The 24,132-nt window shown below is 61.7% G+C and carries 21 protein-coding genes; 8 read left to right on the top strand and 13 right to left on the bottom strand.

Annotated elements, in window-relative coordinates; all coding sequences use genetic code 11:
• Window positions 1-14: 14 nt before the first annotated feature.
• Together AC0L2M_RS29895 and AC0L2M_RS29890 are read right to left on the bottom strand one after the other, a co-directional pair.
• On the bottom strand, window positions 15-1,391 hold the full coding sequence (locus AC0L2M_RS29895; protein WP_473536644.1) for an aminotransferase class III-fold pyridoxal phosphate-dependent enzyme: 1,377 nt from the start codon (window positions 1,389-1,391) through the stop codon (window positions 15-17).
• Between the two features lie 47 nt (window positions 1,392-1,438).
• Entirely contained in the window at window positions 1,439-2,281 is an 843-nt protein-coding gene (locus AC0L2M_RS29890) for a GNAT family N-acetyltransferase (RefSeq protein WP_473536656.1), read from the bottom strand.
• Window positions 2,282-2,602: 321 nt separating this feature from the next.
• On the opposite strand from AC0L2M_RS29890, the gene AC0L2M_RS29885 reads away from it, so the two are divergent.
• Window positions 2,603-3,292 carry a haloacid dehalogenase type II gene (locus tag AC0L2M_RS29885; RefSeq protein WP_287174371.1) on the top strand — a complete coding sequence of 230 codons (690 nt, stop codon included), beginning with the start codon at window positions 2,603-2,605 and terminating at the stop codon, window positions 3,290-3,292.
• Window positions 3,293-3,849: 557 nt separating this feature from the next.
• Here AC0L2M_RS29885 and AC0L2M_RS29880 read toward each other — a convergent pair.
• The 5 genes from AC0L2M_RS29880 to argE all read right to left on the bottom strand — a co-directional run bounded on the left by AC0L2M_RS29880 (window position 3,850) and on the right by argE (window position 8,992).
• Window positions 3,850-5,328 (bottom strand): NAD-dependent succinate-semialdehyde dehydrogenase, encoded by a 1,479-nt coding sequence (locus AC0L2M_RS29880; RefSeq protein ID WP_287260373.1) that lies wholly within the window; start codon window positions 5,326-5,328, stop codon window positions 3,850-3,852.
• An 18-nt stretch (window positions 5,329-5,346) separates the two neighbouring features.
• Window positions 5,347-6,390 carry a tartrate dehydrogenase gene (locus AC0L2M_RS29875; protein ID WP_287260372.1) on the bottom strand — a complete coding sequence of 348 codons (1,044 nt, stop codon included), beginning with the start codon at window positions 6,388-6,390 and terminating at the stop codon, window positions 5,347-5,349.
• 167 nt (window positions 6,391-6,557) lie between these two features.
• Window positions 6,558-6,914 carry a cupin domain-containing protein gene (locus AC0L2M_RS29870; protein WP_287260370.1) on the bottom strand — a complete coding sequence of 119 codons (357 nt, stop codon included), beginning with the start codon at window positions 6,912-6,914 and terminating at the stop codon, window positions 6,558-6,560.
• A gap of 13 nt (window positions 6,915-6,927) precedes the next feature.
• Window positions 6,928-7,851 carry a 2-hydroxyacid dehydrogenase gene (locus AC0L2M_RS29865; RefSeq protein ID WP_287228035.1) on the bottom strand — a complete coding sequence of 308 codons (924 nt, stop codon included), beginning with the start codon at window positions 7,849-7,851 and terminating at the stop codon, window positions 6,928-6,930.
• A 16-nt stretch (window positions 7,852-7,867) separates the two neighbouring features.
• Entirely contained in the window at window positions 7,868-8,992 is a 1,125-nt protein-coding gene (gene argE, locus AC0L2M_RS29860; protein ID WP_473536642.1) for an acetylornithine deacetylase, read from the bottom strand.
• 255 nt (window positions 8,993-9,247) lie between these two features.
• Between argE and AC0L2M_RS29855 the strand changes: the two genes are divergently transcribed.
• The gene (locus tag AC0L2M_RS29855) at window positions 9,248-10,126 is read left to right on the top strand and encodes a GNAT family N-acetyltransferase (RefSeq protein ID WP_128172479.1); all 879 of its coding nucleotides are present in this window, start codon (window positions 9,248-9,250) and stop codon (window positions 10,124-10,126) included.
• A 54-nt stretch (window positions 10,127-10,180) separates the two neighbouring features.
• Here AC0L2M_RS29855 and AC0L2M_RS29850 read toward each other — a convergent pair whose 3' ends face one another.
• The 6 genes from AC0L2M_RS29850 to AC0L2M_RS29825 form a co-directional block, all read right to left on the bottom strand.
• Window positions 10,181-11,359, bottom strand: coding sequence for a MalY/PatB family protein (locus AC0L2M_RS29850; RefSeq protein ID WP_473536640.1), 1,179 nt, complete (start codon window positions 11,357-11,359; stop codon window positions 10,181-10,183).
• Between the two features lie 167 nt (window positions 11,360-11,526).
• The gene (locus AC0L2M_RS29845) at window positions 11,527-12,666 is read right to left on the bottom strand and encodes an amino acid ABC transporter permease (protein WP_023798464.1); all 1,140 of its coding nucleotides are present in this window, start codon (window positions 12,664-12,666) and stop codon (window positions 11,527-11,529) included.
• Window positions 12,667-12,669: 3 nt separating this feature from the next.
• A complete protein-coding gene (locus AC0L2M_RS29840) occupies window positions 12,670-13,857 on the bottom strand; it encodes an amino acid ABC transporter permease (RefSeq protein WP_287239523.1) in 1,188 nt (395 codons plus the stop codon).
• Between the two features lie 172 nt (window positions 13,858-14,029).
• Window positions 14,030-15,043 carry an amino acid ABC transporter substrate-binding protein gene (locus AC0L2M_RS29835; RefSeq protein ID WP_473524923.1) on the bottom strand — a complete coding sequence of 338 codons (1,014 nt, stop codon included), beginning with the start codon at window positions 15,041-15,043 and terminating at the stop codon, window positions 14,030-14,032.
• Window positions 15,044-15,182: 139 nt separating this feature from the next.
• On the bottom strand, window positions 15,183-16,136 hold the full coding sequence (locus AC0L2M_RS29830; protein ID WP_128172476.1) for a LysR family transcriptional regulator: 954 nt from the start codon (window positions 16,134-16,136) through the stop codon (window positions 15,183-15,185).
• A 98-nt stretch (window positions 16,137-16,234) separates the two neighbouring features.
• Entirely contained in the window at window positions 16,235-17,083 is an 849-nt protein-coding gene (locus tag AC0L2M_RS29825; RefSeq protein ID WP_473536639.1) for a Crp/Fnr family transcriptional regulator, read from the bottom strand.
• Between the two features lie 192 nt (window positions 17,084-17,275).
• Here AC0L2M_RS29825 and AC0L2M_RS29820 point away from each other — a divergent pair, with 192 nt between their 5' ends.
• The 6 genes from AC0L2M_RS29820 (at window position 17,276) to AC0L2M_RS29795 (ending at window position 24,115) form a co-directional block, all read left to right on the top strand.
• Window positions 17,276-18,244, top strand: coding sequence for a GAF domain-containing protein (locus AC0L2M_RS29820; RefSeq protein WP_287260361.1), 969 nt, complete (start codon window positions 17,276-17,278; stop codon window positions 18,242-18,244).
• A gap of 146 nt (window positions 18,245-18,390) precedes the next feature.
• Window positions 18,391-19,908 carry an aldehyde dehydrogenase gene (gene adh / locus AC0L2M_RS29815; protein ID WP_287260359.1) on the top strand — a complete coding sequence of 506 codons (1,518 nt, stop codon included), beginning with the start codon at window positions 18,391-18,393 and terminating at the stop codon, window positions 19,906-19,908.
• Between the two features lie 58 nt (window positions 19,909-19,966).
• Window positions 19,967-20,305, top strand: a complete 339-nt coding sequence (locus AC0L2M_RS29810) for a DUF779 domain-containing protein (RefSeq protein ID WP_473536637.1) — start codon at window positions 19,967-19,969, stop codon at window positions 20,303-20,305.
• Between the two features lie 620 nt (window positions 20,306-20,925).
• A complete protein-coding gene (locus AC0L2M_RS29805) occupies window positions 20,926-21,375 on the top strand; it encodes a universal stress protein (protein ID WP_287228095.1) in 450 nt (149 codons plus the stop codon).
• A 40-nt stretch (window positions 21,376-21,415) separates the two neighbouring features.
• On the top strand, window positions 21,416-22,252 hold the full coding sequence (locus tag AC0L2M_RS29800; RefSeq protein ID WP_128244981.1) for a universal stress protein: 837 nt from the start codon (window positions 21,416-21,418) through the stop codon (window positions 22,250-22,252).
• A gap of 18 nt (window positions 22,253-22,270) precedes the next feature.
• Entirely contained in the window at window positions 22,271-24,115 is a 1,845-nt protein-coding gene (locus tag AC0L2M_RS29795) for a heavy metal translocating P-type ATPase (RefSeq protein WP_473536636.1), read from the top strand.
• Window positions 24,116-24,132: the final 17 nt, after the last annotated feature.

Below are 24,132 nucleotides of genomic sequence, written 5' to 3'. Positions count from 1 at the left end.
GGCAGCCTGGACGATCATCCCTTCATCGCCGACCGCACGTCCTGGTCCTCGAGGGTTTGATCCAGGGTCATCCGGGTGCGTTCGAGGATTCCATCAATATCGTCATCGGTGCAGCAGAGCGGCGGCGCAAAGCCGAGAATGCCGCTGTTGAAGGCGCGGATGACAAGGCCGTTCGCCCACGCGCGCTCGAAGATGCGGCGCCCCGGATCGGCCGCCGCCGGCAGCGGCGTCTTGCGCTCCTTGTCGGTGACCAACTCGATTGCTGCCAGCATGCCACGGCCGCGAATGTCGCCAACCAGCGGGTGGTCGGCGAGCGAGCGAAGGCCTTCCATCAGGCGCTTGCCGGCCTTGCGCCCGTTCTCGAGCAAGCTGTCTTCGTAGAGACGCAGGCATTCGAGCCCGACCGCCGCGCTCACGGGATGGGCCGAATAAGTATAGCCATGGCCGACGGGCGCTTTGCCGGCTCCGTCTGCGATCGTATTGTACACATGGTCCGAGATGAAGACGGCGCCCATCGGCACGTAGCCCGAGGTCAGTCCCTTCGCCGTGGTCATGAGATCCGGCACGACCTCGTCTTCCTCGCAGGCGAAGAGAGGGCCGGTACGGCCAAAGGCCGTGATGACTTCGTCGACAACGAACAGGATGTCATGTTCCTTGCACACGGCGTGCAGAGCCTTCAGCCAACCTGTCGGTGGAACGAGGACACCGCCCGAACCCTGGATGGGTTCGGCGTAGAAGGCCGCAACGCGGCCCGCGCCGAGTTCCGCGATTTTGGCGCGCAGGGCCGCGACCGATGCATCGATGATCGCCTGCGGGTCGGAACCGACCGGATTGCGATAGGCGTAGTGCGAGGGAATCTTGTGCTGCCAGTCGTAAGGCACGCCGAAACCCGCATGGAAAGCCGGAATCGCGGTCAGGCCTGACCCTGCCGTCGAGGAGCCATGGTAGCCATGCTCGACCGAGATGAACTGGTCCTTCTGCGGCGTGCCCTTGGCATGGTAGTAATAGCGAATGAAGCGGATCGTGCTGTCGACTGCGTCGGAGCCGCCAAGCGTGAAATAGACATGGTTCAAATCGCCGGGCGCCAGTTCGGCAAGCCTGGCAGCAAGGCGAATGGCAGGCTCGGACCCCAGCCCGAAATATCCCGTGGCATAGGGAAGCTCTCTCAGCTGCTTTGCGGCTGCTTCAACGATACTTTCCTGGCCGTAGCCGAGGTTTACACACCATAGACCGGCGAATCCGTCCAGCAGGGTTTTCCCGCTTGCATCGGTCACCGTTGCGCCCTTGGCGGATTTGAGCACCCGCACGCCCGTCTCCTCGTGGCTCCGATAGCATGAAAACGGGTGAACCAGATGTGCGCGATCGAGTTCGATCAGTGAATTTGCCAGCATTTCTTCCTCCGATTCAACCGAGTGCCTGATTTAACCGAGTGCCTGATTTAACCAAGTGCCTGACTGACCAACGCATATGTGCGATGATGCGCCGGCTTGCTTTCCCTGTGCGTGGCCATGGAGCGTCGCATCGTGATCCCACCGCCGACGTGCGCGAGGCCGCGCCCGGTGAGCCATTCAGCAAGATCCGTTGAGACGTCGGTATCGACACGGACGAACTTGCCCTTATGATGGGCGAGCAGAAAGTCGATCAGTGCCTTGGCCTCGGTACCGTTTCTCGCCACCACCGGGCCGATGACCAGCCCCCGGCCGAATGGCCGGATGGCGGAAAAGGCCTGGATATCGCCGTCATCGCGAATGACAGCGAGCTTCGCGCGCTCGAAAAGCCGCTTCATCAGCGCCGAACGGTCATGGCCAAATGCCTCGCGATCCAGCACCTCGAGGCGCGCAAGATCGCCGCTCTCTGCCCAGGATACACGGGCAGGCGCCGAAACTGCCAACGCCTCGCCCTGATGCTGCACGATCTCGCCAGTCGTGACGAAGCCCAGCTTCTCATAGAGCGGCAGGCCTTCCCGTGTCGCCGTCAGGCAACAGGTGCGCTCACCCGCCTTCGCAAGCGCCTCTTCCATCATCTTTCGGCCGAGTCCGCGGCCGCGCATCGCCGCATCGACGATCACCATGTTGATGGCGGCGGCATCGTCGCCGTAGGGGGTCATCATGATGGTCGCCACCACGCGTTCTTCTTCCAGGGCGACGATCCCCCGGCTGACCGGCTGGGCCAGTTCCCAATCCTCGCGGCGATGCGGCCAATTGACTTGGCGAGACAACTCGACAGCACCTTCCAGGTGCCCCGGTGTCATCTCTTCAAGGATGATCTGTCGTGTGGTCATGATGAATTTCCAGCCTTCGTCTTCAGTGCTGACGGTAGACCACCAAAGACAGCAGTTCCTTCCGACCGGCAGCCAAGCGCGACGCGTTTTCACTATCCTTCGCCGCTCGTGCCGCATCTTCTGCCGGAGCAAGGCCGACAGGCCGCGCCGCTGCCAAAGCTCGAAAGGACACCTGGCGCAACTCTCTGCCAAACCGGCGATGCAATACGAAACGATCTGCTTCAGGTCGCCGCGAATGCGGCCGTTAGTCTTCCAGATCTCCGACTATGGTGATTGTGGTACAGGCACGCTGTGCCGAGAAAAACCAGGAGGATTGTCGCCATGTCGACGTTCAGACCGAAATACATCACCTTCGACTGCTACGGCACGCTCACCAATTTCGATATGGCCGGCGCGGCGCGGCGCGTCTACGGCGAGCGCCTCTCCCCGGAGGCAATGGCCAGCTTCGTGGAGGCTTTTAGAGGCTATCGCCTTGACGAGGTGCTGGGGCCATGGAAACCCTTCCTCGAGGTGGTGCAGAATTCCATCGAACGCAGCTGCAAGCGCATTGGTATCCAGTTCAAACCCGAAGACGCCCAACGCATCTATGACGAAGTGCCGACCTGGGGTCCGCACCCCGACGTCCCGGCTGGCCTGTCCAGAGTGGCCAAGGAAATCCCACTGGTGATCCTGTCCAACTCCATGAACAGCCTGATCATGTCGAATGTGGAAAAGCTCGGCGCGCCCTTTCACACCGTCATCACCGCCGAAGAGGTTGGCGCCTACAAGCCGCTGATGAAGGGCTTTGAATACATGCTCGACAAGCTCGGCTGCGGCCCGGAGGACATCACTCACGTCTCCTCCTCCTTCCGCTACGATCTCATGACCGCCTACGATCTCGGCATCAAGAGCAAGGTCTGGGTGAACCGCGGCCACGAGCCCGCGAACCCTTTCTACGAATATACTGAGATCAAGGATATCGGCGGGCTGGCCGCCGCGGTCGGCCTGGAGCCCGTTCGGGAAGTTGCTTGAGGCCGGCGGGCCTCCGGCCATCGCGGCATTCGAAGTATCGAAATGAGAAAGGGGCGGTTCGACCGCCCCTTTCTCATTGCTGATGCATGTCGCACAAAAGCATGCCCTCGGAGCCTGGGATTGACCGAACCACCCCTCGCTCGTCGTCCCAGGGCAGAGCAAGGAGCGAGCGGCGCAGCATAGACCCTGACATCCATACGGCGGTGGACCTTCGCTGCCTGACGGTCGGGCAGCCAAATCTCCAACGCTGGCGATTGGCATAAGCCACCACGATTTCGGTCGAGGTAGAGGCGATGGTCGCCCATCGCCTTTACTCGACCGAAGTGGAGGGATGCTTCGGCTAATCCCGGAGGTTTGCGATTGCCACTGAAAATCGGCCGCTGAAAAGGGGACTGTGTTCCAATGCATGTCGCGCAAAGGGATGCCCTCGGGGCTGACCCTAGGCCTGACCGAGGGTGTGCAGCGGTTTTGCGATAGCGACAACAACCTAAAGCGCGTCGCATGAGGCCGGTCAAAACGCGACGCGCTTTAATTCGCTGTTGCGACTCCGGCAAAGCCTACTGGTTCAACCCGCCAACATGAAGCGTCTTCACCTCGAGATATTCGTCGATGCCGAGCTGCGACCCTTCTCGCCCCACGCCTGACTGCTTGACACCGCCGAAAGGCGCAACCTCGGTCGAGATCAGGCCTGTGTTGAGCCCGACCATGCCGAACTCCAGCGCCTCGGCGACACGCCATGACCGCTTGAGGTCGTCGGTGTAGAAGTAGGCGGCAAGGCCGAACGGCGTAGCGTTCGCGATCGTGATGGCCTCTTCCTCCGTCTCGAAGCGAAAAAGCGGCGCCACCGGACCGAAGGTCTCTTCCGATGCCAGGAGCATCTCGGTAGTAGCCCCTCCCAGGACGACGGGCCGCGCATATTGCCTGCCGTCGGGCACTGCCTCGCTTTGGGCGAGGATCTGCGCGCCTTTCTTCTTCGCATCCGCGATGTGACGCTCGATCTTGTCGATCGCGGCCGTGTTGATCATCGGGCCGATCTCGGTGCCCTCGTCGGTTCCCGCGCCAACCTTCATCCGGGTGACGCGCTGGCTCAGCTTTTCGGCGAAAGCGTCGTAAACGCCTTCCTGCACGAGAATCCGGTTCGCGCAAACGCAGGTTTGACCGCCATTGCGGAACTTGGATACGATCACCCCTTCAACTGCGTTATCCAGATCGGCGTCGTCAAAGACGATAAAGGGCGCGTTGCCGCCAAGCTCCAGGCTCAGCCGCTTGATGCTGTCGGCCGCTCCACGCATGAGCAGCGCACCGACGCGGGTCGAACCGGTGAACGAGATCTTGCGCACCGTCTCGTTGGCCATGAGTTCTTTGCCGATCTCTCCCGGCATGCCGGTCACGATGTTGATAACGCCTGCCGGGATGCCCGCCCGCTCCGCCAGCACGCCGAGGGCCAGCGCCGAGAAAGGCGTAAATTCCGACGGCTTGATCACAACCGTACAACCTGCGGCCAGCGCCGGTGCTACTTTGCGCGTGATCATCGCGTTGGGGAAATTCCACGGCGTAATGATGGCGCAGACGCCGACTGCTTCCTTGAGAACCAGAATGCGTCGATCGGCGGTGGGTGACGGAATGGTCGAGCCACCGATGCGGCGCGCCTCCTCCGCAAACCATTTCACGAAAGATGCGCCGTAGCGGATTTCCGCCGACGCCTCGGCAATCGGCTTACCCTGTTCCAGCGTCAGCAGAAGCGCCAAATCCTGTTCGTGCTGGCGAATGAGGTCGTGCCATCGCTCCAGCAATCTCGCACGCTCGGCATGGGTCGTCTTCTTCCAGCTTTTGAATGCCTCGGCCGCAGCAGCGATAGCGGCCTTGGTGTCGTCGCCGCCCATATCGGGAACGCTGCCAAGAACGGCCAGGGTGGCAGGGTTGGTGACCTCGACGGCGGCCTTTGTATCCGCTTCCCGCCACACACCGCCAATCAACGCCTGCTGGCGGAACAGGTCCGCATCGTCAAACGTGCCAATCTTCGTTATCGCATTCATGGTCTTTCCTCTGCCCTTTCAGCTCAACGCCGCAAGCACGGCTTGCGTGATTGTTTCAGTCCGGTCCTTGCCTGCGATCGTGCCAATGCCCCGCGCGGTTATGGACTCGATTGCCGACATCACTTCTGCCGCAGCATGCCCCTCGCCCAGATGCTCGAGCATCATCGCACCGGACCAGATCGCGGCGATCGGATTGGCGACACCGAGATGCGCGATGTCGGGCGCCGAACCGTGGACCGGTTCGAACATGGAAGGCGCACTGCGATCGGGATTGATATTGGCGGAGGCGGCGTAACCCAGCCCGCCCTGAATGGCCGCTCCAATATCGGTGAGGATGTCGCCAAACAGGTTCGAGGCGACGATCACGTCGAGGCTTTCCGGCGCCAGCACCATGCGGGCGGCAATCGCGTCGATGTGGTAGTGCGAGACCTCGACATCGGCATAGTCCTTCGACACCTCACGCGTGACCTCATCCCAGAAAACCATGGAATGCTTTTGGGCGTTGGATTTGGTCACGGATGCGAGCTTCTTGCCGCGCGCCCGCGCCTGTTCGAAACCGAAACGCATGATCCGTTCGACACCGGCACGCGTGAAGATTGACGTCTCAATCGCGACCTCATTGGCCGTGCCGGAATGCACGCGCCCGCCGGCGCCGGAATATTCGCCTTCCGTATTCTCGCGAATGCACAGGATGTCGAAACCATCGGAGCGGAGGGGCCCCTGAACGCCCGGCAACAGCCTGTGCGGCCGTATGTTGGCGTACTGCGTGAACCCTTTCCGGATCGGCAGCAGCAGTCCGTGAAGCGATACTGAGTCGGGTACTTCCGCGGGCCAGCCTACAGCGCCGAGATAGATCGCATCGAATTTTCGGAGTGTCTCGATGCCGTCTGGCGGCATCATTGCGCCGGTTTCCAGGTAGTAGGCGCACGACCATGGGAAGCGTGTGCCATCAAGGGCGAAACCGCCCCGTTTGGCCGCGGCCTGCATCACCTGCCATGCCGCCCCGGTCACGTCCTTGCCGATGCCGTCGCCAGGGATGAGCGCTATGTCATAGGTCTTCATCGATCGAGGTCCTCATTCGCACTAGCGGAACCATAGCGGACCGCGCGCCGCATTTTTCGTCGAGAATGAGCGGCCCGACAGCGTCGAATCGCGTCGGGCCGAACTTGGATGGTCGATTGTTCTGGAACCGCCGCGCGCTCTACTCGGCCGTACCTTGAGCACTGAACTCAGTCGTAAACGCAGACGTAGATCTTGCGCACGGTTTCGATCGTGCGCCAGACACCCACGAAGCCGGGCTTCATCACAAAACTGTCGCCGGCGCGGTAAGTCTTGGTCTCACCGCCCTTTTCCTCGATTTCGACGAGACCCGATATGATGTGGCAGAACTCGTAGGTAGTGCCCTTGATCGAATGCGTCTCGCCGGGGGTCGCCTCCCAGACGCCGGTCAGAACCTTCTCGCCTTTCGAGGCATCCTGCGCCCAGCTCTTGAAGGATGGAGTGCCGGAAATGAGCCGCTCAGGCAGCGGCAATGCCTCCTTCGGCGTGAAGGCGGGATTTGTGTCAATCGTGGTCAGCAGTGACATGTGGGTCTCCTGGTTAGTAGCCGAGTGTCCGATCGATGAGGCCGATCAGTTCTTCGCCGGCGCGGTGGCGCCGGACGTTGTCGACGGCGGCTTGCGCCGCCGTATGTGGTTGTGTCACCGAGGCAATGTGCGGCGTTATCATCACCTTCGGATGCGACCACAGCGGATGGTCTTCCGGGAGCGGTTCCGGATCAGTGACATCAAGCATCGCCGCGGATACGTGGCCTCTGTCGAGCGCGTCGATCAGCGCGGCCTGGTCGAGTTGCGGACCCCTGCCGACATGCAGCAGGCGCGCCCCTGCTGGCAGCAAGGAGAAGAGTTTTGCATCGAGAATGCCGCTGGTTTCCTGCGTCAGCGGTAGCAGGCAGACGAGAATATCCGTCTGCTTCAGAAAGCGGGGCAACTGATCGGCGCCGTGAAAACAGGTGACTCCCTCTATCCGCTTTTCGCTGCGGCTCCACCCGGCAAGCGGAAACTGGAATGGCATCAGGCGCTCGATAGCCGCCTGCGCCAGCATGCCAAGACCAAGAAAGCCGACCCGGCGCTCGGCCGCCTGTCGAGCGGCAATCGGTTGCCAGAGGCACCTTTTCTGCTGCTCGAGATAGGCGGGCATCTCCCGGTGGAGCGCCAACACGCCAAGCGCGACGTATTCCTGCATCATGCGGATGATGCCGTCCTCGACCATGCGCACCAGCTTCACATGGCTCGGCACGACGTCCTGCTTGAACTGGTCGACGCCGGCTCCGATCGAAAACAGCACTTCCAGGTTGCGGTAGCAGGAGATGTCGTCCGGCACCGTCCAGGTGATGAGATAGCGCACCTGGTCCGGCTCCAACTCATCGCCGGAATGGAAGAATTCCAGATCCGGGAGTTCGCGCGCAAAAATCTCGCGGAACACCGCAGCACGCGCCGCATCGGAGTTGAAAAGAAATGCCATGGAACCCGCCCTTCCCTCAGGCCGCGAGACGCGCGCCGAGATCGTCGATCATGCTCTGGCAGGCAGCAAGTTCACCGATCTCGATGTATTCATTGGGACGATGCGCGCGGGAAATTTCGCCAGGGCCGCAAATGATCGCATCGATACCGGCCTGCTGATAAAGCCCGGCCTCAGTGCCGTAACTGACCGCCGTGAGCGGCTCCTGCCCCGTCAGCTCTGTCAGGACTGCCGCTAGCTTGCTCCCATCCGCCGGCGCAAGGGCGGGATAGGAACTCAATTCGTGCCAGGCCATCTCGAAGCCGCTGTCGCGTAGATCGAAAAGCCGGGCTTTGACCGGCTCGAGCAGGGATGCCGGAGAAACGCCCGGCACGGCACGCACCTCGATATCGGCTGTGCAGTGGCCAGCGATGATGTTGACGGCTTGTCCACCGGCGATGACGCCCACCTGCAAGGAAGAATATGGGGGCTCGAAATTATGATCGAGCGGGCCGCCGGCGAGGGATTGGCCGTATGCCACCGCGTGCGTGATGACGCCGGCCATGGCGTGCACGGCATTGAGGCCGAGATCGGGGCGTGACGAATGACCGGATCGCCCGATCACCTCGAGCCGCGCGGCGGCCTTCCCCTTGTGCGCGCGCACAGGCTGCATCCGGCTCGGCTCGCCGACAATCGCGCCAAGCGGCCTCTCGCACAAGCTCGGCAACGCAGCCAGGAGATGCGGCACACCACGGCACCCCGCCTCTTCGTCGTAGGAGAATGCGAGATGGACTGGCTGCCGCAGGTTCATTGCCGCAAGTCCTGGCAGCGCGGCCAATGCGCAGGCGAGAAAGCCCTTCATGTCGGTGGTGCCGCGGCCGTAAAGCCTGCCGCCCTCGCGACGCAGGACGAACGGATCGGAGCTCCATTCCGGCTCGCCGGCCGGCACGACATCCATATGTCCGGAGATGACGTAGCCCCGACCGCCACGCGGGCCGACCGTGACGAACAGGTTGGACCGGTCGCCCTCGGGACCGGACAGAACCGTCACCTCGGCTCCGGCTGCCTGACAGTAGTCGCGGATCCAATCGACGATCTCACCGTTTGGCGTGCCCACAACGGAGGGAAACGCAATCAGGGTCGCGAGGATTTCTTCCACGTTCATGGCTGTCCGCTCTGCTTGCACACTGTAGGTTGCGACCAGCCTATCCCTGAGCAGCAGTGTTCCCTGCCGAATCGCGTCGTGCTTTGGCTGAAGATTGCGAAAAAACGCCTCGAACCAGCGAAACCTGCTGGCGTTCCCCTGTAATGCTGCTGCAAATGAGGCCTGTCGCAAACATGGCTATCGGCGCTAGGATTTAACACCGCGTGCCCTGGGCATTCGTTGAAAGACATTCGTTGAAGGAGCGGATCGACTGAGATGCAGAGATCAGTACGCCTGAAATCCTTTGAACTGGTCGCGCGAGACATCAATGATGTCGATGTTGATCTGCTGCATGCACTATCGATTTCGGTCCGCTGGCCGCATCGTCCCAAGGACTGGGATTTGTTGCGCCGCGCCGGCCACGGCATCGTCGCCGTTGACGGAATTGGGCGCGTCTTCGGAAGCGCGATGTGGTTTCCCCAAGGGGACGATTTTGCCACCATCGGCCTGGTGATCACGACGCCTCGCGCACAGGCGCAGGGAGGCGGCCGATGGCTCATGGACCAGGTCCTCGAGCAGTGCGGGGATCGCAATCTGGCCCTGAATGCCACCCATGCCGCCTATCCTCTGTATGTCTCGCTCGGCTTCACGAACGAGGCGATCGTCTACATGCGCCAGGGCGAGATCCCACAAAAACTCCCGCCAATGCCAGCTCCGGATGGTGAATTAAGTGATCTGCCCAGCGGCGGACTTCGCGAGATCACCGAACTGGACGCGCGCGCATTCGGGACCAACCGTGCAAGGCTGCTTGCATTGCTCTCGGAGGATGCCTCGATCGCCACTTTGAGTCGCGGCGGCGAGGTCGTTGGCTATTCCATGTGTCGCGAGTTCGGGCGCGGCCATGTGATTGGTCCCACAATAGCCCGAAACGACCAGGACGCGGTCCACCTCACAGCCGTCCATCTGAAGAAGCTGGCAGGTCGATTCGCCCGCGTCGATACGCGCGAGAAGGATGGCGTGTTTGCCGAGTTTCTGCAGCAGAGCGGCCTCGGCATTGCCGAGACCGTGACGACGATGTCCAAAGGCCGCCGCTTTCTGAACCGCGAAAGCAACGCGCCCTGGGTCTATGGATTGGCCAGCCACGCCTGGAGCTGAATGCAAGCACGCTGTCGCCGATGCCGCAGGGCCGCTCCGGTCCCGTCAACGCTCTCACAACGACTCCAGCGCCCTGGACATGCGTTCGAGCCCTCTCCGCAACAGCGGACGAGGGCAACCGACATTGAGGCGAATGAAGCCTTCACCGCCGGGTCCATAGACGCGCCCGTCGTACAAATTGACTCCGGCTCGGTCGACGAAAAACCGTTGAACGCCTCCGACCTTCCGATCGAGCCCGCGCGCATCCAGCCACACCAGGAAGGAAGCGTCCGGCCGCATCGGTGTGATGCCCGGCAGGCGATCCTCGGCGAACTTGAGGACGAAATCGACATTACCGCCGATGTAGCGCGTCAGCTGATCCAGCCACGGCGCGCCGGTGCTGTAGGCGACCTCTAGCGCCAGCCGTCCAAAGAAGTTGGCATTGACCATGAACGATGCCTGCATGGTGGCCAGAAGCGCCTCGCGCCGCTGCTTGTTGGCCACCGACACGGTTGCGGAGGGCACGCCGGCCAGATTGAAGGTCTTCGTTGGAGCCGTGCAGATGAATGACTTTTCCGCGGCATCCTCCGAGAGGGACGAGAAGACGATGTGCGGGCGATCCGACAATCTGATATCGCAATGGATGTCATCAGATATGACAAGGATGCCGTAGCGCTCGCAGATATCGTTGAGCGCCGTCAGTTCCTGGCGCGTCCACACCTTTCCAGCGGGATTGTGCGGATTACACAACAGGAAGGCCTTGGCGCCGGCTGCCAGTTTCGCGAAGTTCTCCAGGTCGAGTTCATATCGGTTATCCTGCAACCTTAGCCTGTTGACCAGCAGCTTCCTGCCGTTCCCCTGAATCACTTCGAAATAGGGCGAGTAAATGGGAGACTGCACAATCACCCCGTCCCCGGGCTTCGTGAAGGTCCGAAGCATCGCGGCTACCGACGGCATGATCGCAGGCGCCGGCAGCAGCGAGTCCAGTGCCGGCGACCAGCCGTGCCGACGCGCGAACCATGATTGCACAATCTCGTAGTGACGGGGGGCGCGGCGGGTATAGCCATAGATTCCATGGTCCGCCGCTTCCCGCAGCCGCGCGATGACGGTTTCAGGCGCGCGAAAATCCATGTCCGCGGTCCACAGCGAAAGCAGATCTTCGCCCTCGACCCGAGGCGAGAATTCGTCCCACTGATTGGCCCATTTGACTGACCCAAACTGGTGGCGATCATAGATCCTGTCGAAGTCAATCATTCCAACATTTCTTTCCGCAACCGTCGGTTGCGATGCATCTGCACAAGCCATTGCTTGGTTTCCGATGTGGTTTTCGCCGCTCGCGGCTGCTCGAACTTTTGGCGGGCTATTTGAGGATTTGCGCCACGTGCCTCGCTGCTGAAACTGCCTGTCGCATATTCCGCTTCCTAGCTCTTGTGGCCGCGCGCCAACGCGCGCTCCATCGAGTGCGAGTACCGGGACATTCCGAAGCAGAAGATCCAGTAGACCAGCCCGGCGAAGAGATAGCCGGTCGAAGAGATCGTCGGCCCGGCCCAGTTCGGGTCGACTCGCGCCGTTTCGACGGCTCTCAGGAAGTCCGCAATGCCGACGATCGCTACCAGCGTCGTGTCCTTGAACAGCCCGATGAAGGTAGAGACGATGCCTGGGATAACGATAGTGAGCGCCTGCGGCAGGATGATCAGACGGATCATGGTGAAGTAGCTGACGCCGAGCGCCTTTGCCGCCTCATATTGCCCCTTGGGGATCGCTTGAAGGCCGGCGCGCACCACCTCGGCCATGTAGGCGGACGAGAACAGCGCTATCGCAATCAGCGGACGCAGCAGCCGATCGGGCGTCAGATAGTCGGGGACGAAGAGCGGCATCATGAAATTCGCCATGAACAGCACCGTGATGAACGGCACGCCCCTGACGACCTCGATGAAGATCACACACACTGCCCTGACGAAGGGAAGCTCCGATCGTCGGCCAAGCGCGAGAAGCACACCGAGCGGCAGCGAGAAGACGATGCCCACGATCGACATGAGCAGCGTGATAAGCAGACCTCCCCACAAGACGGTATCGATGACCGGCAGATCGAGCGACGCGACACCGCGCAACAACGCGAAGGCGACGACCGGGTAGGCAGCAAAGAACAGCAACGCCGCCACGTTGCGCCGCGGCGCCCGTTTCCACAGCAGCCAGGCGATCAGCACGGCGCCGATCGCCAGCGTCAGGTCCACCCGCCAGCGCTCGGAAATCGGATATGCCCCGTAACGGAGATAGTCGAATTTCTCCACGATGAACGGCCAACACGCGCCCTCAGGGTTGGCGCGGCATTCTTCCTGTCCGCCGGCCCAGACTGCATCCAAGACTGCAAAACTCGCGAACTGATACAAAAGCCATGCGGCGAGAACTGTGAAGCAGATCGTCAGCACGCCGGAGAACGGCGTCGAGAACAGGTTCTTTCTGATCCAGGTCGCCGGGCTCGGCCGGATTCCACAAGGCGGCGCCACAGGCGGCAGAGGCGGAGCGCTAACGAGGTGCGGATGCAGGGACTGGCCGCTCATGCATCACCTCTCGACGATCGCGAAACGTTGATTGAACGCGTTCATGGTCATCGACATGACGAGGGAGATCGCGAGGTAGACCGACAGCGTAATCGCCATCACCTGGACGGCGGCGCCAGTCTGGTTGAGCACCGTTCCCGCGAAAATCTGAACGAGATCGGGGTAGCCGATAAACACGGCGAGTGAGGAATTCTTCGTGAGATTCAGGTACTGGCTGGTCAGGGGCGGTATGATGATGCGCAGTGCCTGCGGAACAATGACCAGGCGAAGCGTTTTGCCCGGCGCAAGCCCGAGCGCATGGGCGGCTTCGGTCTGGCCTTTCGGCACAGCCTGGATCCCGCTGCGGACAATTTCCGCGATAAAGGAAGCGGTGTAGACGGACAGACCGATCAGAAGAGCCGCGAACTCCGGATAAAGCTGGTGTCCACCCCGGTAATTGAACCCTTTCAACTCTGGCGTCACGAACGACACCGGCGAACCGACCAGGAGGAAGACGATCAGAGGCAGTCCGATCAAGGCAGCGAGGCTGACCCAAAGCACGGGCAGCTGCTTTCCGGTGCGGTTCTGTGCGCGCCTGGCATAGGACCAAAAAGCGACGCAGAAGATGCTGGCTGCCAGGAACGCGAGTCCCACGGTACCTGCTCCTGCGTAGAGCTGGATTTCCGGAATGATGAGACCGCGATTGTTCAGATAGATTCGGCCGGGGAGTTCGATCGACGCCCTCGGCGCAGGCAGCGCTTTCAGGACTGCATTGTACCAGAACAAAAGCTGCAGCAATAACGGGATGTTGCGTATGATCTCGACATACGAAGCCGCGACCTTTGAAACGATCCAGTTCGGTGACAGACGGGCAATGCCGACGACAAAGCCCAAGACTGTGGCCAACACGATCCCAAGCAAGCTCACATAGAGGGTGTTGACCACACCCACCCAGAACGCTTGGCCGTAGGTGGAGAGCGTGTCGTAGGGGATCAGCGTCTGATTGATGTCGAAGCCGGCGGCCTCGTTCCAGAAGCCGAAAGACAGCGGAATCCCGCGTGCCCTCATGTTCGACGCAGTCTGAACGGCAATGCCCACGGCCAATGCCAGCAGGCTGCCCGCTAGCAAAAGTTGATAGATGATGCCCCGGACCTTGGCGTCGTGCAGGGACAAGCTCCTGCGCGAGGGCGCGGCGAGCAGCACATCGGACATGACCCTGTTCCTGTGTTGGTGCAGAACTAATGCATGTCGCGCAAAAGTGCGCAGCGGTTTTGCGATAACGACATGCATAAACAAGAACTTAAAGCGTGTCGCATGACTCCATTCAACCCCGACGCGCTTTAAGACGCCGGCGCAATCGCCGGCGGCTTGTGACCGACCCGGCCTAGCGGATCGGCGGGGCGTACTGGAGACCGCCCTGATTCCAAAGAGCGTTCAGGCCGCGCTCCATCTTGAGCGGCGAGGCCTTGCCGATATTGCGATCGAACACTTCGCCATAGTTGCCGACCTGCTTGATAACGTCCACGGACCAGGTATCGCCAAGCCCGAGATCCTCTCCGAGGCTGCCCTCCGCTCCAAGCAGCCGGCGAATGTTCGGGTTGTCCGATGACTTCATTTCATCGACATTCTGCGAGGTTACTCCCAATTCTTCGGCAGCGACCATGACAAGGAGCGCCCATTTGGCCACGTTGAGCCAATGATCATCGCCCTGCCGCACGGCAGGCCCAAGTGGCTCCTTGGAGATAAGTTCGGGAAGCACGACGCTGTCGTCGGCCTTCGCCATGCGCTGGCGCGACGCATTCAAGGTGGACGTGTCGGCCGAGAGGACGTCGCAGCGACCTTCGTCGTAGGCCTTTACCACGGCTTCTTCGTCGGCAAACCCGACGGTCGAGTATGTCATCGAATGCGAGCGGAAGTAATCGGCGAGATTCAACTCGGTCGTCGTGCCCTGAGTGACGCAGATGGACGCGCCATCCAGATCTTTGGCCGAACCGATGTTCTCCGATTTGCGGACCATGAAGCCCTGGCCATCGTAGAAATACGTGCCCGCAAAAAGTATTCCGAGAGACGTGTCGCGGGATGACGTCCAGGTTGCGTTATGTGCGAGTATATCGATCTCGCCCGACTGAAGCGCGGTGAACCGGTCCTTCGGCGTAAGCGGAATGAACCTTACCTTCTGCGCATCGCCCAGAACCGCTGCTGCAACAGCGCGACAATAGTCGACCACGAACCCGGTCCATTTGCCCTCATTGTCTGGAAGGCTAAATCCGGCCGTCGCTGAGTTGGTTCCGCAGGTCAGAACTCCGTTCTTCTTGACGTTTTCGATCGTCGCGGCGGACGCGTTGGATACAACGAGCCCTACCGCTGCTCCGACCAGACCCTTGAGAATTGCTTGCATCTTGGTTCCCTTATTTTTTTGTGGAGCACCAAGGTTGCGCAGGCCTCATTATTGGTCAAATTCATTCTCGTCATGATGACTATGAGGTCTACTCATACAGTGGCTGCACTCGTAATGGTTTCAGCCGTGTGTCTCCTGTTTATTTCTTCTGTTCTCTCTCAGAAACAATTTCTCTCTTTTTAATCTGTGACTCAGAGTAGATGTTTGAGAGAACTTCTTTGAGCCAGATCGTCCCTGGGTCCGTGGCCATTTGCGGATGAAGGAGCAACCACGCGCTCACATTCGGGATCGGCAGCGGCGGCGAAAGGAGAGTCACTTCACTCGCTTTATCAAGGATTTGGAGGATTCCGTCACCACAATGAGCAACAAGTTCGGTGCCTCGCAAGACCCACGGAAGTGCCAGATAATTCGATATCGTCGCGACCACGTTCCGCCGCAAACCAAGCTCCTTGAGCGCGGCATCCGCAAGTCCGCTGGAAACACCATCGGCGGAAACCTGCAAGTGAGACGCTGACAGGTATGTCTCCAATGACATCGCCGAACTTGCGATTTGGCTGCCGCTCCAAACTGCGCAGAAGAGACGATCCTGGCCCAGTTCGATCTTCAAAAGGCTTGGGTCATCCTTGATCACTGCTCCAGTCAATGCACAGTCGATCTGTCGAAGATGAACCGAGGACGGGATATCGAGCCCGTTCGCTGGAATAATATTCAACGTGGCACCGGGCGCCTGCCTGGAAAACTCCCGCAGAAGACGTGGTATGATTATCATCGCATGGTAGTCGGTGAGCCCGACACGAAAGTTCCGCCGAGTGGTTGCGGGATCGAAAGTTTGATGGCGATCAATCGAGGCTCGAATCGTTGCCAATCCGGCCGAAATGTCTGGCAGAAGCTCGACCGCCCGCGGCGTTGGCCTCATAACGCCTCCATCGCGCGTGAACAGCCTGTCACCGAAAAGGTGCCGCAGCCTGGATAAGGAATGGCTGATCGCAGATTGCGTTCTTCCCAATTCGCATGCCGTACGCGTGACGCTTCTTTCGCGCATCATCACGTCGAACACGCGCAGCAAATTCAGGTCGAGGTCATCGAAACTCATGAGCCGAACAGGCCTTGGTTTTTCATCATGAGGCGAGAACGTCCACGTGGCGTTCGAAAAGGAAATCCTCTTTCCGCTTCTGGCGCTGGTCCTTCCGTTCAGCCACAACGTTTCCTGAGCCGCTCGAGATCGGGCACATCGACCTGGGTCACTGCGCTGATTGCAATGACTTTCTCCGCGCGGAGCCTGGACAATTGACGCGAGACGGTCTCGATCGTCAGCCCGAGGAAATCGGCGACGTCACCGCGCGTGAGAGGCAGAATAAACTTGCGGCCCTTCTGTTCGCTGTCCGCTGAGGGATCGAGGTGCGTGGCGATGAGATAAAGGAAGCTGGCGACCTTCTCGGCAGCTGTCTTTCTCCCCAGTGTGACCATCCATTCGCGGGCTTCATCGAGTTCCCTGAGAGTCTGCTCCATTAACCGACGCTCCAGTTTGGGATTCGCCGCGATCAACCGTTCCAGACCGCTCTTCGACACGCGGCAGAGATCGACGTCGGACGCAGCTTCGGCAGTTACAGCACTGTCAGGCGTGAAAAGTCGCCCGAGGAAATCCGGGGCGAACTGCAGTCCGACGATCTGCTGGCGGCCGTCTTCCAGCACCTTGGTCAGCTTGACTACGCCCCGCATTACATTCGCATAGGACTCGACGGGCATGCCGTCAGCGGCGAGTTCCTCTCCGGCAGAATGCCGGGCCAGGCGAGTGTGGCGCGAAAGCGCAACAAGCTCGGCAGAATCGAGCACGCCGCACATTCCCTTGTGCCGAGCCTCGCAGCTCCGGCAAAGCACAGGAATATCGGAGTTGTGTATGTCCTTGCGGTTCGTGTCCATGGCGCTGTCGGGAATATCGGACACTCCGGCGCCGAATGCCAGCGTCGCGTACACAAGGTTCGCATATTGCCGCAGACGCAGCCGATCCAGAAACGCGTCCGCACGTTTGATCCATGTCAAGAGAGCTCCGGCCGTTGCCGGATAACGCTGGCGCAAGGGAGGCGCCTGGTTCTTCTGGGCAATTGACAGAGGGTTCGATCGAAGCGGAGATAGCGCTGCCAACGCAACCCCGACGTAACACGTACCTGATCCAGGAACTGAAAGGCCTGATCCAGGAACTGAAAGGAAAGAGTCGGGATTTGGGAGGATAGCATGGGCGAGGCTCTAGCCGGTCATCATGCCGATCGGATACAGGCCGCAATCATTTCAGATGCCGCGGCGAAGTCGGCGCTGGTCGCTTCATGGCGACGCTCATCCAATTTGCATAAGCTCGATCCAACCGATCCCAAACCGCCGCGATACCTGACCCAGGCCGAATTTATCGACGCCAGGCAACGGATCGAACCGCTGATCCGAGCTGCCCAATCAAGCCTCGACAGACTCTACCTGGCGGTGGGAGGTGTTGGATGCTGCGTGCTTCTCGCCGACCAAGAGGGCGTGCCGATCGAACGACGCGGTGCACCTGCGGATGACGAGACGTTTCACAACTGGGGGTTGTGGACAGGCTCGGTTTGGAACGAGGAGAGCGAGGGCACCAACGGCATCGGCACCTGTCTTGTCGAGCAGCGCGTGCTGACGATCCATCGCGACCAGCATTTTCACACGCGCAACACAGCGCTGAGCTGCATCACCGCGCCCATCTACGATCACGAGGGAGACCTCGTTGCCGCCCTCGACGTGTCTTCCTGCCGGGCAGATCTAACCGAAGCCTTCGCCAATCTTATTTCGGTGGCCGTAGTCGACGCCGCGCGACGCATTGAGGCGGAGAACTTCAAGATGGCATTCCCGAAGGCGCGCATTCTGCTCGCGCCAATAACCGACAAAGGTTCGGGCGGACTGATCGCGGTCGATGCGGACGACCTTGTGGTCGGCGCGACCCGCTTAGCGCGATTGGCGCTGGGGATCACGCAAAAGAGCCTTCGGAAGCCGCTCCCCGCGGCCGATCTGCTTGGCGGGGCGAGGAAGGTCACCGAAGCCCTCGCCGAGGCGGAGCGCGGGGCTCTGCAACGGGTGCTGGCACGGACAGATGGAAATGTCTCGGCCGCGGCCGCAGCACTTGGGATCAGCCGTGCGACGCTCCACCGGAAGCTCAACCGCCTCGATCTCCATAGATCGCACTGATCTTTTCGAATCCCGGCATGACTGTCGCAGTTTTGCGACACGTCCTGCGGGTCCACTGTTCTCACCATCGTGACAGCGAGCGGGCAGATGCGGCAAGTCTTTCCGCCGAAGCGCCGCATCCCGCGGCGTTGTTTCGGGAGGTTGATATGAACAAGGTTGAATTCTCACGCTCCGTCAAGGCGCCCTTCGACAGGCGTTACGGCAATTTCATTGGCGGCAAATGGACCGAGCCGCTGTCCGGCAAGTATTTCGAGAACTTCTCGCCGGTAAACGGTCAGCTTCTCTGCGAAGTCGCCCGTTCCGACTCCAAGGATATCGAGGCCGCGCTCGACGCGGCCCATGCTGCCAGGGACGCATGGGGCCGCACCAGCCCGGCCGAACGCGCTTTGATTCTCAATCGCATTGCTGATCGCATGGAGGAGAACCTCGATCTCCTCGCGCGCGCCGAGACCTGGGACAACGGCAAGCCGATCCGTGAGACGACCGCCGCCGATCTGCCGCTGGCCATCGATCACTTCCGCTACTTCGCCGGCGCGATCCGCGCCCAGGAGGGCAGCCTCTCCGAGATCGACCACGACACCGTTGCCTATCACTTCCACGAACCGTTGGGCGTCGTCGGCCAGATCATCCCGTGGAACTTCCCGCTGCTCATGGCGGTATGGAAACTGGCCCCCGCGATCGCGGCCGGCAACTGCGTGGTTCTGAAACCCGCAGAGCAGACCCCGGCGGCGATCATGCTCTGGGCGGACCTCATCGGCGACCTGCTGCCGCCGGGCGTGCTCAACATCGTCAACGGCTTCGGCCTCGAGGCAGGCAAGCCCCTCGCCTCCTCCAACCGGATCGCAAAGATCGCCTTCACCGGCGAGACGACCACTGGCCGGCTGATCATGCAGTACGCCAGCCAGAACCTTATCCCGGTAACGCTCGAACTCGGCGGCAAGTCGCCCAACATCTTCTTCCAGGACGTCACCGCCGAGGACGACGATTTCTTCGACAAGGCGATCGAGGGTTTCGTCATGTTCGCACTCAACCAGGGCGAGGTTTGTACCTGCCCGAGTCGGGCGCTGATCCATGAAAAGATCTACGACCGCTTCATGGAGCGGGCGCTGAAGCGCGTCGAGGCGATCGTCCAGGGCGACCCGCTGGATCCGGCGACGATGATCGGCGCGCAGGCCTCGTCCGAGCAGCTCGAGAAGATCCTGTCCTACATCGACATAGGCAAGCAGGAAGGCGCCGAAGTGCTCACTGGCGGCGCGCGCAACGAGCTGCCGGGCGATCTCGCCGGCGGCTATTACGTCAAGCCGACGGTGTTCAAGGGTCACAACAAGATGCGCATCTTCCAGGAGGAGATCTTCGGGCCGGTGGTTTCGGTGACAACCTTCAAGGACGACGACGAGGCCTTGTCGATCGCCAACGACACGCTCTACGGCCTCGGCGCCGGCATCTGGAGCCGCGACGCCAACCGGCTCTACCGCTTCGGCCGGGCGATCCAGGCGGGCCGCGTCTGGACCAACTGCTACCACGCCTACCCGGCGCACGCGGCGTTTGGCGGCTACAAGCAGTCCGGCATCGGCCGCGAGACCCACAAGATGATGCTCGACCACTACCAGCAGACCAAGAACATGCTGGTCAGCTACAGCCCCAAGAAGCTCGGCTTCTTCTGAGGACTGCCTCACGGGGCGCGGGACGTTCCCGCGCTTCGCTTTCCGGAGGGAGGATGGAATGCACGACAAGGTGAGCGCCACGCCGGCGGCGCTGGAGTTCCTGGCGGAGATCATCGCCGAGCATGGGCCGGTGCTGTTCCACCAGTCGGGCGGCTGCTGCGACGGTTCCTCGCCAATGTGCTACCCCCAGGGTGATTTCGCTCTGGGGGACAGCGACGTATTGCTCGGCGAGATCGGCGGCGCGCCGTTTTACATCGGCGCGGCGCAATACGACGCGTGGAAGCACACCAACCTCGTCATCGATGCTGTGCCCGAACGCGGTGGCATGTTCTCACTCGATAACGGCCGCGAGAGACGGTTCCTGACGCGGTCCACGGTGTGCCACATGGGGATCTGATTTCGAGTATCAGCGGACGTCTATCTGGCGCGCCCTCGCGCCCTCAAGCTGGTTCATGTCTGCGCCGTTGCTTCACGAAATCGACAAAAGCACGAAGCCCGGCCGGCGTCAGACGCCTCGATAGCGAGAAGCGTAATTCTTGAACCCTCGCCTGCCAAGGCAGCAACGCGATAAAACGGCTCGTCGAAAGCGGCTGTCCTCTGGCAGGCGGCCAAGCTCAACCGCTTGAGCACCTCCGGTTCTACTCGAGCGCATCACCGATATCGCCGCAGCCTGCCATCCCGCACTCGTCCGGCGTGCCGTGGTGGAGGCGGTAGTCGCAACGCCCGTCGCGAAACGATCGTATGAACGCGTTGATCTTCCCATCGATCCGGAGAACCCGATTTTGAGGGGCTCACGGCCAGCGTTGAACACGAGTATTGTTATTCGGGTCTGCTATACGCGCCGATATGCGACACCTACGCTTCTGCGCAGATTGGGCCGCTTTGATCTCGATCAAGCTGAAAAGAAGGCCCAAAGGTAGAGTTCAGGCCAAGGCCTCGTCCCGGCGTGTCTGTGGACTGGACGCGCCAAGCGCGAGCGTTCCTTGGGCGGAACAGGCAACAGAGGACAAGAAGGCAATGTACAAGCACATCCTGATTTCGACGGACGGCTCCGACGTCGCGCAGAGGGGCGTCGACCATGGGCTTTCGCTTGCCAAGAGCCTCGACGCGAAGGTGACCGTCATCACGGTCACCGAGCCTTTCCCCTTCCATGCGAGCGCGGCCGGCGGCGGCTGGGTCCCGCTTCCCGGGGATATCTCGGGGTATGAAGAGGGGCAGAAGAAGGCTGCGGAGAAACTCCTGGCGACGGTGCGGGAATCGGCCGCCAGGATCGGCGTCAGCGCGGACGTGCTGCACGTGCCCGACGCGAGGCCAGCGGAAGCTATCGTCGACGCGGCGAAGGCCCAAGAATGCAGCCTGATCGTCATGGCCTCGCACGGCCGGCGCGGCCTCGGGCGCCTGCTGCTGGGCAGCCAGACCTCGGAAGTGCTGGCCCATAGCCCCGTTCCAGTGCTCGTCGTACGCTGAGCGGGATGGAGGAAATTCCTGTCCTGAAGGACTACATCGAATGAAGCTTCGCGCTCTAGTGCCCCTACTCACCTATCCGGAACCCCACACGACGGCAGTCGTAGCCAATGCTGTGGCGGTGACGGATCTGCTTGGCGCGGACCTCCACGCGCTGGTGCTAGAAGCTGACATTCCAGAGGTTTCGAACGCGTTCTCCCGCATGCTCATGAATCTGCCGGAAATGATCCGCAACGCCGAGAAACTCAGCGCGAGCAACGGCGCGGAACTGCTGGCCGCGGCCAGGGTTGAGGCGGAAGCCAGAAGCCTGAATCTGACGACTTCCGTGGAGAGGACGCAGGTCGCGCTGCTTGGCGAGGCGGCCGCTCGCCATGCCCGCTATTTCGACATGGCGCTTGTCGGGTGGAACTCCGACAACCCCGGTATCCGCGCTTTGGCGGAGGCCGTTGTCTTCAGCTCCGGCCGCCCGACGATCCTTCTGCCCGATCAGGCGCCGCCCGCCAGTTTTAGCCGGGTGTCGATCGCATGGGATGGCACGCGCGTCGCAGCCCGCGCCGTGTCAGACGCCAGGTTTGTTCTGGAGCGCGCCGTGGAGATCAAGGTTGTCACCGTCACAGACGAAAAGTCAATCGACGAGGCAGATGCGGGGGAGCGGCTCGCGGGAAGTCTGCGCGAAGCCGGGCTGAAAGCCACCTTCTCGGCAGTGCGCGCGGAGGACTGCCCGATTGCAGAAACCCTGCAGCGCCACTCTGCCGGCCTAGGTTCGGATCTGCTGGTGATGGGAGGCTACGGTCACTCACGGCTCAGGGATTTCGTTCTCGGCGGCGCGACCGAAGGCGTCTTGGCGGACCTGAGGATGCCAGTGCTGCTTTCGCATTGACCGCCCTGCTGATGATGGATGCTTACCTTGCCTGATGCGCGGTGGCCGATTCTCTCGTTGAGAGGAGTGCTCCTCGGCGTGGCGCTCAGCGGACTCATGGTCGGCATTACTGGATGGGCGTCCGGCGCAGGCTGGCATCCCTGGCCGTGGGCCCTCGCGACCGCGTTGGTGCTGGCGGCCCTCGCCGTCGAGATCGTCCGCAGTCTGTCGCGCGGCGAAGTCGGGCTTGACCTGGTCGCCGCGCTATCGATGTCGGCCGCGCTCGCGTTCGGCGAGATGCTAGCGGGCAACGTCGTCGCGCTGATGTACGCGGGTGGCCAGTTTCTCGAAGGCTATGCGGCCGGCCGCGCACGCAGGGAGATGACCGCCCTACTCGGTCGCGTGGCCCACAGCGCCATGCGGTACGGCAATGACGGGCTCGACGAAGTCCTCATCCAGGCTATCGTTCCAGGCGACCGGCTCCTCGTTCGCCGCGGCGAAGTGATCCCCGTCGACGGCAGCCTTGCGTCACCTTCTGCCGTCCTGGACGAGTCCGCCTTGACCGGAGAGAGCCTGCCACGCACGAAGTTGCTGGGTGACGAAGTCCTGAGCGGAGCAACCAATGCTGGCGATGCCTTCGATCTCCTTGCGGACAGACCCGCGGCCGAAAGCACCTACGCCAACATCGTCCGGCTTGTAACCAAGGCACAGGAAGGCAAGCCTCCCAGCGTGCGTGCGGCGGATCGCTACGCGGTCTGGTTCCTGCTGCTGACGGTCTTGGCGGCAGGAACTGCCTGGGCCATCTCCGGCGACCCTGTCAGAGTGCTGGCTGTGTTGGTGGTCGCAACGCCGTGCCCGCTCATCCTCGCCCTGCCCGTCGCCATCATCTCCGGCATGTCGCGCGCCGCCAAGCTCGGCGTTCTCGTCAAGGACGGCGGGGCTCTCGAGACCCTTGCGAAGGTCAAGACGGTTATCCTCGACAAAACCGGAACCCTGACGTTCGGCCAAGCCGAGGTGGTCGACGTACGCACCGTCGGGACCTGGTTACCTGACGAGGTCCTGCGGCTCGCCGCCTCGCTCGACCAGGCGTCCGGCCACGTCACGGCAGCGGCGCTGGTGGCGGACGCACGCCGGAAGGGGCTCCCGCTCTCTGCGCCGACGGACGTCAGCGAGATCGCCGGAACCGGAATCAAAGGGATTGTCGAAAGACGCAGGCTGGTTATCGGCGGCAGCCGCTTCGTCAGGGACGCGATCACGCAGGGCGATCCCCATGGGTTGCGGGAAGGTCTTCCCTGGGGAAGCGCCGTGGTGGCCGTCGGCGTAGACGGCGTCCTGGCCGGGATCATCGCCATGGCTGACGCGATCAGGCCGGAGGCGCCCGCCATGCTCCGGGCGCTGGAGAAGGCTGGGATCGACCGCGTCGTGATCGCCTCCGGCGATCGCCAGGATGTGGTCGACGCCGTGGCTGCCCGGCTCGGGATAGCCAAGGCGGATGGCGAACTGGATCCGGCGCAGAAGGTCGAAGTCGTGACCAGGGAACGCATGCGCGCTCCCGTGCTCATGGCTGGAGACGGCGTGAATGACGCTCCCGCGTTGGCGAGCGCCGACGTGGGCGTGGCGTTGGGCGCGCGCGGCTCCGCCGCCTCGTCGGAAAGCGCCGGAGTCGTCATTCTCGTCGACCGCATCGACAGCCTGGCGTCCGCGGTAGAGGTCGCGCATCGGACCCGCCAAATCGCAACGCAAAGCGTGGTCGCCGGCCTCGGCCTCTCCGTCGTCGGGATGGCTGTGGCTGCGCTCGGCTATCTCCCGCCTGTGGCTGGCGCACTCGTGCAGGAGGGCATAGACGTAGCGGTGATCCTCAACGCCCTGCGTGCCCTCCGGTGATGTTCCGGACTCCTGAG

The sequence above is a fragment of the Mesorhizobium sp. WSM4806 genome, assembly GCF_055811635.1.
Note: the sequence above shows the minus strand (reverse complement) of the source record. Positions and strands in the feature narration are given on the sequence as shown.